A 12,960-nucleotide genomic window follows, 5' to 3' on the forward strand; every position below is an offset into this window, starting at 1 on the left:
TCTATTTGCCTCCTGTTGAATAATATAAAATTTGTTCTTCCGATGTGTTTTTTGTTTCAATTTCTTTGACTACTTCACCATCGTAAATCACATAAACACGATCGGTTATTCCCATGATCTCCGTTAGTTCACTAGAAGCATAAAGAATCGCCTTCCCTCGTTGTGCCAAGCCAGCAATAAGCTCGAAAATATCCTTTTTTGCACCAACGTCAACTCCTTTTGTCGGCTCGTCAAAAATATAGACCTCTGCATCAGCTACTAACCATTTCCCGATTGCGACCTTTTGCTGATTACCACCTGATAAATTTTGCACTTTCGTTTCAGTTGATGGCGTTTTTATGCCAAGACTCTTGATAATATCTTGTGCATTTTTCTTTTCGCCCTTAAAGTTGAGAAAACTAAATGCTTTACTGAATTTTTTTAAATTAGCTGCGGAAAGATTCGTCGTTACAGTTTCTTGGACGAGAATACCTTCCTTTCTTCTTTCCTCTGGGACTAAGGCAAGACCTTGTTTAACAGCCTCATAGGGATTATTAATTTTCAGACTTCGCCCTTTAATATTAATCTCGCCAGCAGTTTTTGCTTCAGCACCAAATATTGCCTTACAAACTTCTGTCTTACCGGCACCAACTAGTCCAGCCAGACCAACAATTTCGCCTTCCCTTATATATAGATTTACCTTTTTCACGACTGATTTATCATAAAGCCCCTTTACTTCAAGTACTTTATTGCCAATTTCACCTTGAAACTTTGGAAACTGTTCTTCCAGCTTTTGCCCAAGCATATACTCTACTACACGCGCCTGTGTAGTATCCGCAATTTTTTCTTTTATTACAAATTTTCCATTACGCATAATTGTTATCTCATCACATATTTCAAATAGCTCCGGAAGTCGATGAGAGATAAAAATAATACCAACATTTTGTGCTTTCAAATCTCTTACAATCCGAAAAAGCTCCGTTGTTTCAGCATGGCTTAAAGGAGCAGTCGGTTCATCTAAAATAAGAAATTTACATTCTTTTGAGATCGATCTCGCTATAAGAACCATTTGTTTTTCTGCTAAAGTAAGATCACTAACTAATTTTTTTGATGAAACTTTAATATGCATGCTTTTTAAAACTTCTGTTGCTTTTCGATGGATTTCTTTATAATTGACAAATTGTTTTGATCCCATATCATGAACAGTTTCATTCAACATGATATTCTCTCCGACCGTTAAGTACGGGATCAATGCTGTATCAACCTCTTGATAGACAATTTGTATCCCAAGATCCTGTGCATCCTTCGGTGTTCTTATCGTAACCTCTTTCCCATCCATATAAATGGAACCAGTATAGTGGTTATAAGCACCCGAAAGTACTTTCATTAGCGTAGATTTCCCCGCTCCATTTGCCCCGATGAGAGCATGGGATACACCAGTTTCCGTAGAGAAATCTACATTATCTAAAGCCTTAACACCTGGAAACTCGATCGTTATATTCTTCATTTCTAACAATGTTCTCATTGCGCCCATACGTCCTTCCCTCAATCAATTGTATGAAAAAAAGTAATTAACTTATTAGGGGCCTTAAGCTTACTCTGGGACATGCACATTTAGCCGAGCTGTCGTAGCTCTTTTGGTAGCTAAATGTAAGACCAGAGATGCTTTGACCCCTATTAGTCCAAATAGTACTTTTTCTCTTAAAATCTTTATACAATCGTTCGAATTCGTTCGCTATTGGATGAACATTGTTCCCTTATTTATAGTGGTCCCGTAATACATCCATCCATTCTTCATTGAAAGCTTCAGATTGTCCCCAACCTGGAATGATATTAGCAAGATTAGCCATATTAACAGGCTCTTGAGAGGATTGAACTAAATCTTGTGTAATTAATGATGCTTCCAAGTCATAGGTCGGCGGAGTCTCTTCACCAGCAAGCTTTTTTGCAAGTATTCTCATGTTCACTGCCCCAATTAATTTAGGGTCAACAGCGGAAGTTGAAACCCATGGACTTCCTTCCTCCTGAATTAATTGTAGGTCTGCATTTGATACATCTATTCCGTAAATTTTAATTTCATTTCTTCCTGCTTCTTTAATGGCGCGAGCGGCACCGATTGCAAACGCATCCCATGTAGCAAAAATTGCATCTAACTCCCCTTTTTTATACTTATTTAACATTGCTGCCACTGCATTTTGGGTTTGGACGGAGGTGTCGGCGGCTGCAACTCCAAATCTTTCCAGTTCTTTAATTCCAGGATTGGCACTTAACACTTCTTGATACACATTATTACGCCTTACCATTGGTGGAAATCCATCTACCCAAAGATAAGCAATATTTGCCTTCCCGTTTGTATCTTTAATTAATTGATCAAGAGCTTGAACAGCAAGAGCTTCATCATCTTGAGATGTAAGAGTTACACCCTCAATTTCTGTTAGCTCACTAACTGAATCAAACGCAACTACTTCAATTCCTTTATCCCTTAATTTACTTACATCATCTGCTGTAGCTGCATCATCACCATGGGAAAGAATAACACCATCATAATCCTGCTGCATAGCTTGAGCTATCGCATCATGGAATTTTGCAGTATCACCATTAGCTGTAAAGATGTCCACTGTGAATCCTAACGATTCGCCCTCTTCCTTAGCACCAGCTAAAAATTGAGCTGTATGATCATCCCCGCCAATTTTACGGATGACCTTAATTTTGGCTCCTTCTCCTGTTGCAAATCTTTCAGGTACATTCTCCAATGACACTGGTTCTTGATTTTCAGCTGGCTCTTTGGCTGTATCTCCACCTGTATTACAACCAGTTAAAAAAAGCATTGCAGAAAGTACTGTTATCATTGTTCTTTTTAAAAATTTTTCCCTCATCTCTGACCACTCCTTTTTTTACAATCTGATTTTTCTTGTTGAGCAAGCTTACGCAACACTGTTTCCTTTTTGCACCTTCTACTATTTTTTACAACTGCATAAATTTGATTCATATTTATTTTTTAAATAAAAGAGCATATTTTATTCAGGTTGGACAAATGCTTTAAACGTAACTACTAGTGTTCTTTTAGATTCAGTATATTTATGTATTGCTTTTCCTAATGATTATTTTTATTTCACGACCTTTACACTTGATGGTAGAGTATTTATAAACGAAGAGACGAAAAAAAAAATGAACAGAGAGTTTATCCCTGTTCATTTAAAAACTAGCCATTTCATAATTATTTTTTATTATAAAGATTTTATAAACTATCGCCAAAATCTTGTCTGAATTTTTCTACTAGTTTATTTTGCCAATTCGATGTTGTGATCAGCTTTCCAAAGAAGAAGCGTAGGACACTTGGCTCTTCCACAAATTTCAAGCCTTCAATTAAATGACGATTTTCATAAAGCCATACGATTCTGTCAATAGCATATTTAACATGTGACAAAGAATAGACACGTCTTGGCATCGCCAATCGTAAAAGCTCCATATGAGACAATGTCTCATTTCCATCTTCATCTCTTTGCTCCGACATTGTACCGCGTTCCATGCCACGTACTCCACTTACTAAATAATATGCTGCAGCTAAAGCGCCCGCAGGATATTGTTCCTGTGGAATATGGTCTACAAATTCCATTGCATTAATATGACAACCTAGCCCTCCAGCAGGTGTTACAACTGGTACACCTTTTTTCTGAAGTTCGTTAACCATAAACTCAATAAATTGCGGACCTTGATTGACCATATTCTCATCCATTGTTTCTTCTAATCCAATCACAATGGCTTCCATTTCCCGAACGGACATCCCACCATAGGTTAGAAAACCTTCATAAAGAGTGACTAGTTCACGCATTTTAAGATATGCTTCCTTACTATTTGTACAAATACCGCCACCACGAGCACAGCCAAGCTTCCGTGCTGAAAAATAAATAATATCAGCCAAATCTGCAAGTTTACGTGTAATTTGATTAATGCTCATATTTTTGCATTTTTCTTCACGATTCTTTATGAAATAAAGATTATCTGCTAATAGACTTGCATCATATACTAACATAATCCCAAACTCATCACATACTTTGCGGATTTCTTCCATATTTTCTAATGAATGAGGTTGTCCCCCAATCAGATTGGTTCCGGCTTCAAGACGGATAAATGCAATTTTTTCTTGTCCTTGTTTTTGAATTAATTCCCGTAACTTTGGTATATCCATGTTGCCCTTAAACGGCTGATCGCTTTTAATCTTTAAGGCTTCTTCCGTAAAGATTTCCTCTACTACCCCACCGTTTAAAACAACATGTGCCTTAGAGGTTGTAAAATGGTAATTCATTGGAACGATTGTTCCTTTTTTCACAAAAGACTTTGAGATAATATTTTCGCAAGCTCTTCCTTGGTGTGCTGGTAGGAAATACTCTTTACCAAAAATTTCTTTAATTTTATTGTGTAATTTTGTAAATGTCCCCGATCCAGCATAACTATCATCAGCTTCAAGCATAGCTGCTTGCTGCCTGTCACTCATCGCGTTTACTCCACTGTCGGTAAGCATATCCATAAAAATATCACTGTTCTTTAACAAAAACGTGTTATAACCGGCTTCTTCTATTGCCACCAAACGACGTTCAATCGGCTGAAGATTTATTTTTTGGACAATCCGAGCCTTATGCATTTCTAATGGAACACTATCGCCATAATAAAATTTAACATGTGACATCGTAACACTCCCTTTGCAATTCAGAAAAAAATCCCATTATTAATACGAAAAGTATACAGCTAAAAAATTAAAATACAATGAGGTTTACAAAGATAGGTTCAATATTATAAGTTGTTTATCAATTTAAAGCCTAAACGCTTTTATGCGTTATATTATTAAAGCGAATTTACAGAGAAAAAACCGCCTACCTCACTTAACTAAAGTGTAGAATATAACGGTTTTCTTCTAAAAATACATACATTATTTTGCTATTATAACCTCAACCTTTGTGAAGTTTACTTAAACTAGTTCCTCAACCTTTTCTAGCATTGTTCCGTTTGTAGCTAGATTAATATGCCAAGAAAATGCTTTTTCTAATACATGCGGAGTCTGCCCGCCTCTAGAAAGTGCCTCATAATAGTAATCACGTAGCTGATTACGATACATTGGGTGTGCACAGTTTTCAATAATTTTCTCAACACGTTCACGTGGTGCTAAACCACGTAAGTCTGCATAGCCTTGTTCCGTAACAATAACATCAACGTCATGCTCGGTATGATCAACGTGAGAAACAAATGGAACGATACTTGATATTTTGCCACCTTTAGCAATTGATTTTGTAACAAATATAGCTAAACGCGCATTTCTCGCAAAGTCACCTGACCCACCAATCCCGTTCATCATTTTTGTACCTAGTACATGAGTGGAGTTGACATTACCATAAATATCCAATTCCAATGCTGTATTTATCGATATTAAACCAAGGCGTCTAATAACTTCAGGATGATTCGAGATCTCTTGTGGTCTCATAAGTAGACGATCGCGATATTTATCAAAGTTTGAGAAGACTTCATTCATTTTCGATTCTGACAACGTGATTGAACAGCAAGAAGCAAAGCTTACTTTTCCCGCATCCATTAAATCAAATACAGCATCCTGTAATACTTCAGAATATACTTCTAAATTTTCAAATTCAGAATCGATCATTCCATGGAGGACAGCATTCGCTACTGAACCGATTCCTGATTGCAACGGTGCAAGTCGCTCAGTCAGGCGACCAGCTTCAATTTCCTTCCGTAAAAATGACATTAAATGCTGTGCCATCTCAACTGTTTCTTCATCGGGCTGAACAATTGTTGATGGAGAATCTAATTGGTCCGTGAAGACAATTCCTTTCACTTTGTTAATATCAACAGGAATACCCACCGTTCCTATTCGGTCATTTGCCTTTGTTAGTGGAATCGGATTCCTCTCCCCTTGTTTTCCTGGTTCATATAAATCATGAATTCCTTCTAATTCCGTCGGTTGTGCTGTATTTATTTCAATAATGATATTATTTGCATTTAACGCAAATGATAAAGAGTTTCCGATTGAAGTTGTTGGAATAACCATCCCATCCTCCGAAATTGATACCGCTTCCAATATTGCAAAATCAATAGGACCCATTACATTTGCACGAACTAGCTCAGCTGTGTGTGACAAATGCTGATCAACAAATAAGAAATCCCCTTCATTAATCCCTTTTCTCATCGTAGGGTCTGCTTGAAATGGTAAACGCTTTCCAATAATTCCAGCCTCAGCAAATAGCTTATCTATATCAGATCCTAAGGATGCTCCCGTAAAAACATTTACTTTAAAGCTTTCTGTTTCTGCACGTTTAACTAATGCAAATGGTACCGCTTTCGCATCACCTGCACGTGTAAATCCACTTAACCCTAATGTCATTCCGTCTTGAATCCATGAAGCCGCTTCTTCTGCTGTTACAACACGATCTCTAAATCGGACATCTCTTATCCTTTCAATACTTTTTCCCATATCCCCATTACCCCTTATAAATGATAGTAAATTAAATTATTTTTTATATTAAATTTATAACGAAAATTCTCATAAATTATTTTTTTGGTATAAAACAGTTAATTTTCCGACGAACTAGCATATCTACATACTGAAGCATAGAATTTTTGCAATAACAAAAATACCAAAGAAGATAATTCGACGACGAAATAGCTAATTTCTGTACTAAAACAGAGGTTTTTATAACGATCAACTGTATGAATCTGTTATAGTATTTCAAATTTTATATAAATTATGGTTTTTTGTGCCCTCTCATAAATAACAAATGAAAATTCACTATTTACTAACCCAAACAAAACAGAGGCTGCCCCCTACGGACAGCCCATGATTTTTGCTAGGTAATTATTACCTTTTATATTTTATTTACTTACACTAATTCTTCCACTTTTTCTAGCATTGTGCCTTTAGTAGCTAAATTAATGTGCCAAGAAAGTGCTTTTTCCAATACATGAGGAGTATGACCGCCCCTAGTGAGCGCTTCGTTATAATATTCGAGAAGCTGCTCACGATACATCGGATGTGCGCAATTATTAATAATTAATTCTACACGTTGTCTTGGAGCTAATCCACGTAAGTCAGCTATACCTTGTTCTGTTACAACGACATCGACATCATGTTCAGTATGGTCAACGTGTGAGACAAATGGGACAACACTCGAGATTTTGCCACCTTTGGCAATTGATTTTGTTACGAATATTGCTAAACGGGCATTACGTGCAAAATCACCAGAACCACCGATTCCATTCATCATTTTGGTCCCCATTACATGTGTAGAATTGACATTCCCATAAATATCAAATTCTAGCGCTGTATTAATTGAAATTAAGCCAAGACGGCGAATGATTTCTGGATTATTAGAAAGTTCCTGTGGTCGCAAAACAATCCTGTCTCGATACTTATCAAAATTCGAATAAACGTCATCCATTTTTTCCTCTGAAAGACCTAAAGAGCAGCTAGAAGCAAATTTGACTTTTCCAGCATCCATTAAATCAAACACTGCGTCTTGTAAAACTTCAGAATATAGCTCTAAATCCTCAAATTCTGATTCAAGCATTCCGTGTAGAACAGCATTTGCGACTGACCCGACTCCTGATTGCAATGGAGCAAGATGTTCTGTTAATCTACCTTCAGCTATTTCATTTCGTAAAAAATCAAGCAAATGCTTTGCCATAATAAGTGTTTCTTCATCTGGCGGTACAATAGCAGATGGTGTATCTGGCAAATTAGTAAAAACAATTCCTTTAACTTTATCAGCATCATATGGAATACCGATTGTCCCAATTCGATCAGACGGTTTTGTCAAAGGGATAGGTTGACGTTCTCCTTGTTTTCCGGGATCGTAAAAATCATGCAAGCCTTCTATATTTGTTTTGTGTGCCATGTTAATTTCGATAACAATTGATTTTGCATGCTTTGCATAAGTTAATGAGTTCCCACATGAAGTTGTTGGTATGATCATTCCATCCTTCGTGATTGAAACCGCTTCCAAAATAGCGACGTCAACCTGCTCAAGAACATTATTACGTATTAAATCAGAACAATGCGACAGGTGGGCATCAACAAATAAAATTTCACCTTCATTAATCGCACTTCTCATCGTCTTATCGGCTTGATATGGCAACCTTTTCCCAACAATACCTGCTTCTGTAAACATTTTATCTATGTCTGAGCCAATTGAAGCACCCGTAAATAAATTTACTTTAAATTTCTCTTTTTCAGATCGCTTAACTAACGCAAATGGAACTGCTTTTGCATCACCAGCCCTAGTAAATCCGCTTATCCCAAGAGTCATTCCGTCTTGAATCCATGAAGCTGCCTCCTCTGCTGTGACGACGCGATCCCGCAAACGCACATCCCTTATACGCTGTAGCTTCTCTTCCATACCCCATACCCCACTTTAAGTTTTTTAAAAATATTTTATCTTCAAAATTAAGCAAAAAGTGAGTATACGGATAAATCACCTAAAAATTTTTATAAGCTAGCAAAATCCTATACTAAAACAGAGTTATTTTCTCCCCTTAATGTATAACAGATTAACCTTTAACCTTAAAAACCTAGAAGCTTCCGAAAATAGCTGGAATACAATTGGCTAACCGGAACTCGGTCTCCGTTATCCATTAACAATAAAAATTTCGAATGAGTATCAGGGAATATCTCTTTAATATGATTGACATTCACGATAAACGAGCGATGACAGCGGATAAAATAATCCATCGGTAGAAAGTATTCAAACTCTTGGAGAGAATACTTATGTGTGCCTGATAATCCATCTGCATACACGAAGGATTTCTTTTCCTTTGCTTCCACGTAGACAACCTGTTCAAACGGAATCGGAATCCAACCATCATCTGTTTTGACTGTTACAACAGATTTTCCATCTGTTAAAGCTGGATAAACAGCTGTCACACACCCTTCTATATCGCCGTCTTGGCTAAAAAAAGGTACAGCCATACCATGATATGGAACTCCATAAATTTCACGGTTTATAAATTCTGATACTTTTTGTTTTGATGTTAACGCTTTGTATGTAATGGTCCCTCGTTTGATACTATCCCCTGGTTTAATTTTCAAATCAATCCGTTTGCTCTGGCGATAATAAATGTATTCTTTTGTATTTGAAACTGCTATTGATATTTCATCAGAAAACAATTCGCTAATCACTTCTAAAACGGATACCAAATTTGTACTCTCCATTGTCCCTACCAACCTCCACTAAGGAATTGCCGCTAAAACTAGTTTTAGTTTATCATTCTATTGTTTGTTAATTCTATAAATCGTACAGAAATTGTCGTTACGAGCTCTGCTGTTGCATGAGTAGATGTTCCATGAAAAATGCAAAACCCTTATGAAATATATTACTATAGCAATTGATTTTTAAATAATCATACTTTTTTAACAATTTTGTGAACGCAGGTGGAATTATTTCTAAGTTGACTATAATCTTGATAAAATATAGATGTAGGTATTAAATATTAAATTGGAGGGTGATTCATATGCCGGCTCTTCATGATTTACTACCTAAGATTTGGAACAAAAGGTCGCAGGAGTTAGAGGATTTTTTTGCAAACCCTTGGCCATTCAGCAAGATTTTTGATGTTGACGTTAAGGAGTTGGAAAAGTCCATCTCTATCCAGGCAGATTTACCAGGTTTCAAAAAAGAAGACATTGAACTTGAGCTTGACGATTACTCCTTAACAATTAAAGCTTCAAGATCCTCTGAAAGAGAGGAAAAAGGCGAGAAATACTATAAACAGGAGCGCCAGTACGGTAAAGTTGAACGAACGATCCCGCTACCAGCAGAAGTAATAAGTGACTCTTCAAAAGCAAAATACAAAGATGGTGTTTTAACTGTAACATTGGAAAAAAGAAATCCATCATTACCAAGTCGACAAAGAATTTCTATTGATTAACTTTAGTCCATAATTAAGAAGCTGTGTCTCCCTTATAAATTAGGGAAATACAGCTTTATTTTCATGGTTAAGCTTGATCAAAACTGTTCACTTAAAATCATTTTAAGTTTTCCGCTCACTATTTTCCCACCTATCAAACTATATACTTACAGAAAAAGCATCCACACTTATCATGTGTAGATGCCTTTTTATTTTGAAATTTAATCTGTCGTCGCTCACTAACAATCGTTTCTTAATTACTAGTTTAATCATCATTACTAGTTTAATCATCATTACTAGTTTAATCATCCATTTTCATGCTATCACTTTTTGATTTAATCTTCTAACATTAGTCTTTCCAGTTGTAATGGCTCAATATACTCACCATTTTTGTACGCCCTCATATTTCCCCCAGAGATTTCATCAATTAATACGATTTGTTTATCTACTAATCTACCAAATTCAAATTTAATATCATATAACTCAATATCCTTCTTTGTTAATTCATCCTTTACAACACTACCAATTTTTCTAGTTAGCTCTTTTAATTCTTTGTATTCATTCTTTGATAAAATTCCAAGCATATCAAGAGCATCCTCACTTATAGGTGGATCTTGGCGCTCATCGTCTTTAATTGTAACTTCTACAAATGCATCTAATGGCTGACCTTCTTCAGCATACGCTCCATACCGACGCAAAAAACTACCAACCGCACGATAACGGCAAATGACTTCAAGACCCTTGCCAAATACTGTAGCTGGCTTCACAGTCATAGTGGCTTCTTCAATATTAGCATCTACGTAATGAGTAGGAATCCCTTGCTCTTGTAGCTTCTCAAAAAAGAATTTTGTTAATTTAAGTCCAGCCTGCCCTGCACCCTCCATTGTTAAACCAACCGTGTTGGCGCCCGGATCAAAAACACCATTTTCCCCAGTCACATCATCTTTAAATTTGAGTAAATAATTTCCGTCCTCTAATGCATAAACGTTTTTCGTTTTCCCAGTATAAATAAGTTTCATTTTTTTAATCCCTTCTCTATTAAAGTTTTTCTATTTTTATTATGCATGAAATTTTCTGAATAAATCAACTACTGATTTTGCATAATAGCAAATAACTATAAAATTATTGTAATATTATATTCCTTTTGACACTTTAGTTAAGTTGATAATAATGATATGATATAAAATTTTCGAAATAATCGATTTTATCATTGACAGTGATGGAATTTTATATTTACTATTGTTATAGAACAATAGTTTTGTGGATTTCGATATATTATATCAGCATAGTCAGGAGGAAAGTGATGGATAGCTTAGCACATTACCAGCACGCAAATAAAAAAGCAGAGACACCACCTAAAAAAAATATTGGCCAATTGTTCGGCTTAGGACTCGGTCCTATTTTATTTTTACTCACATTATTATTCGTATCACCTGAGGGAATGTCAAAAGAAGCAACAGCAGTTTTAGCTAGTACGCTTTGGATCGCTACCTGGTGGATCACAGAGGCAGTTCCAATTCCTATAACAGCATTATTACCAGTTATATTGTTTCCGCTTACAAAAGCTGTAGATGGCGGAATTACTAATCAATATGGTGATAGTACGATATTCCTTTTTCTTGGTGGATTTGTATTAGCGATTGCACTAGAAAAATGGAATTTACATCGTCGTATCGCATTGAATATTATCTTACTCGTTGGCACAAGCACTCAACGTCTCGTATTAGGCTTTATGGTAGCAACTGGATTTTTGTCAATGTGGATATCTAACACAGCGACTGCAATGATGATGATGCCTATTGCACTATCTGTTCTAACACATGTAAAGGACTCATTGAAGGGAGAAAACGAACAAGCTACAACAAACTTTGGCAAAGTACTTTTGCTAGGTGTGGCATATTCGGCCTCAATAGGCGGTCTTGGTACATTAATTGGAACGCCGCCAAATACAATATTTGCGGGTGTCGTTCGCGAACTGTATGGAATTGATATTTCATTTGCAAAATGGATGCTCTTCGGCGTTCCAATCTCAGCATTTTTACTACTAGTCGCATGGATTTACTTAACAAAAGTTGCTTTCCCATTGAAAATTAAAGAATTGCCTGGTGGAAAGGCAATTATCCATGAACAAAAAATCAGCCTTGGAAATATGAGCTATGAAGAAAAAGCAGTGGCAGTTGTATTTGTTGCAACAGCATTGGCATGGATTACACGTACATTCGTTTTAGAAAGGTTTGTTTCGGGGATTAATGATACAGTTATAGCAATTATGGCAGCTGTTGTTCTTTTCCTTATTCCTTCTAAAAAAGGCGAAGACGGCATGCTTTTGACATGGGATGATGCTAAAAAGCTACCATGGGATATATTATTACTTTTCGGCGGTGGCCTCGCCATTGCAAAAGGCTTTAAGGATTCTGGTTTAGCACTATGGATTGGTGAACAGTTAACTATTTTACAAGGAATTCACTTTATCTTAATTATTGCAGCTGTCGCAACACTTGTATTATTCTTAACAGAAATTACTTCAAATACCGCAACAGCAACTATGATGTTCCCGATTATGGCATCGCTTGCATTGGCTATTGGTGTGCATCCATATGGGTTAATGATCGCTGCTGGCTTAGCCGCCTCCTGTGCATTTATGTTACCTGTAGCAACACCACCAAATGCTGTCGTCTTTGGTTCAGGTCTATTAAAAATTAAAGATATGGCAAAAGCTGGATTTTGGTTAAATATTTTCTGCATTTTTATTATTACTTTATTTATCTTTTTCTTCCTTCCGACTGTGTGGGGGATTGACCTATCCATCTTCCCAGAGAGTATGAAATAGCAATTTAGCAACATAATGATAGCAAGAACAAAAGCTATAGGCGCCCTGATTAGCGACGTATAAACTAAGAGCGCATCGACTGGGATAAACAAAACACGTCGAGGGACGAGTCGATGTTGACTTATCGCAAAAGAAATTTTCGGGGATCGCCTTATTCCAATCAGGACGAGTCGATGTTGACTTATCGCAAAAGAGATGAGCGAAGTTTACTAGTCGCTGGGCGCTGGAACTGGACGACTACT

The 12,960-nt window shown here is 36.5% G+C and carries 9 protein-coding genes; 2 read left to right on the forward strand and 7 right to left on the reverse strand.

Going from position 1 to position 12,960, the window contains the following annotated elements:
- Window position 1 precedes the first annotated feature (1 nt).
- From D612_RS0105255 to D612_RS0105280, 6 genes are all read right to left on the reverse strand, one after another.
- On the reverse strand, window positions 2-1,513 hold the full coding sequence (locus tag D612_RS0105255; protein WP_017754445.1) for a sugar ABC transporter ATP-binding protein: 1,512 nt from the start codon (window positions 1,511-1,513) through the stop codon (window positions 2-4).
- A gap of 223 nt (window positions 1,514-1,736) precedes the next feature.
- Window positions 1,737-2,855, reverse strand: a complete 1,119-nt coding sequence (locus D612_RS0105260; protein ID WP_017754446.1) for a sugar ABC transporter substrate-binding protein — start codon at window positions 2,853-2,855, stop codon at window positions 1,737-1,739.
- Window positions 2,856-3,217: 362 nt separating this feature from the next.
- A complete protein-coding gene (locus D612_RS0105265; RefSeq protein ID WP_017754447.1) occupies window positions 3,218-4,666 on the reverse strand; it encodes a tryptophanase in 1,449 nt (482 codons plus the stop codon).
- Window positions 4,667-4,945: 279 nt separating this feature from the next.
- A complete protein-coding gene (locus D612_RS0105270) occupies window positions 4,946-6,460 on the reverse strand; it encodes an acetyl-CoA hydrolase/transferase family protein (RefSeq protein WP_017754448.1) in 1,515 nt (504 codons plus the stop codon).
- Between the two features lie 406 nt (window positions 6,461-6,866).
- A complete protein-coding gene (locus tag D612_RS0105275) occupies window positions 6,867-8,381 on the reverse strand; it encodes an acetyl-CoA hydrolase/transferase family protein (protein WP_017754449.1) in 1,515 nt (504 codons plus the stop codon).
- Between the two features lie 164 nt (window positions 8,382-8,545).
- Window positions 8,546-9,193 carry a LytTR family DNA-binding domain-containing protein gene (locus tag D612_RS0105280; RefSeq protein ID WP_017754450.1) on the reverse strand — a complete coding sequence of 216 codons (648 nt, stop codon included), beginning with the start codon at window positions 9,191-9,193 and terminating at the stop codon, window positions 8,546-8,548.
- A gap of 299 nt (window positions 9,194-9,492) precedes the next feature.
- Here D612_RS0105280 and D612_RS0105285 point away from each other — a divergent pair, with 299 nt between their 5' ends.
- Window positions 9,493-9,909 carry an Hsp20/alpha crystallin family protein gene (locus D612_RS0105285; protein ID WP_017754451.1) on the forward strand — a complete coding sequence of 139 codons (417 nt, stop codon included), beginning with the start codon at window positions 9,493-9,495 and terminating at the stop codon, window positions 9,907-9,909.
- A 314-nt stretch (window positions 9,910-10,223) separates the two neighbouring features.
- Here the strand turns inward: D612_RS0105285 and D612_RS0105290 are convergent, their stop codons facing one another.
- Window positions 10,224-10,907 (reverse strand): phosphoribosylaminoimidazolesuccinocarboxamide synthase, encoded by a 684-nt coding sequence (locus tag D612_RS0105290; protein WP_017754452.1) that lies wholly within the window; start codon window positions 10,905-10,907, stop codon window positions 10,224-10,226.
- A 284-nt stretch (window positions 10,908-11,191) separates the two neighbouring features.
- Here D612_RS0105290 and D612_RS0105295 point away from each other — a divergent pair, with 284 nt between their 5' ends.
- On the forward strand, window positions 11,192-12,718 hold the full coding sequence (locus D612_RS0105295; RefSeq protein WP_017754453.1) for an SLC13 family permease: 1,527 nt from the start codon (window positions 11,192-11,194) through the stop codon (window positions 12,716-12,718).
- Window positions 12,719-12,960 lie beyond the last annotated feature (242 nt).

The organism is Calidifontibacillus oryziterrae (assembly GCF_000331575.1).
GTDB classification, from domain to species: domain Bacteria; phylum Bacillota; class Bacilli; order Bacillales; family Bacillaceae_J; genus Calidifontibacillus_A; species Calidifontibacillus_A oryziterrae.

Coding starts and splice junctions, on each gene's coding strand:
- D612_RS0105255 (WP_017754445.1), bottom strand. CDS start 1,513: ATGGGCGCAATGAGAACATTGTTAGAAATGAAGAATATAACGATCGAG.
- D612_RS0105260 (WP_017754446.1), bottom strand. CDS start 2,855: ATGAGGGAAAAATTTTTAAAAAGAACAATGATAACAGTACTTTCTGCA.
- D612_RS0105265 (WP_017754447.1), bottom strand. CDS start 4,666: ATGTCACATGTTAAATTTTATTATGGCGATAGTGTTCCATTAGAAATG.
- D612_RS0105270 (WP_017754448.1), bottom strand. CDS start 6,460: ATGGGAAAAAGTATTGAAAGGATAAGAGATGTCCGATTTAGAGATCGT.
- D612_RS0105275 (WP_017754449.1), bottom strand. CDS start 8,381: ATGGAAGAGAAGCTACAGCGTATAAGGGATGTGCGTTTGCGGGATCGC.
- D612_RS0105280 (WP_017754450.1), bottom strand. CDS start 9,193: ATGGAGAGTACAAATTTGGTATCCGTTTTAGAAGTGATTAGCGAATTG.
- D612_RS0105285 (WP_017754451.1), top strand. CDS start 9,493: ATGCCGGCTCTTCATGATTTACTACCTAAGATTTGGAACAAAAGGTCG.
- D612_RS0105290 (WP_017754452.1), bottom strand. CDS start 10,907: ATGAAACTTATTTATACTGGGAAAACGAAAAACGTTTATGCATTAGAG.
- D612_RS0105295 (WP_017754453.1), top strand. CDS start 11,192: ATGGATAGCTTAGCACATTACCAGCACGCAAATAAAAAAGCAGAGACA.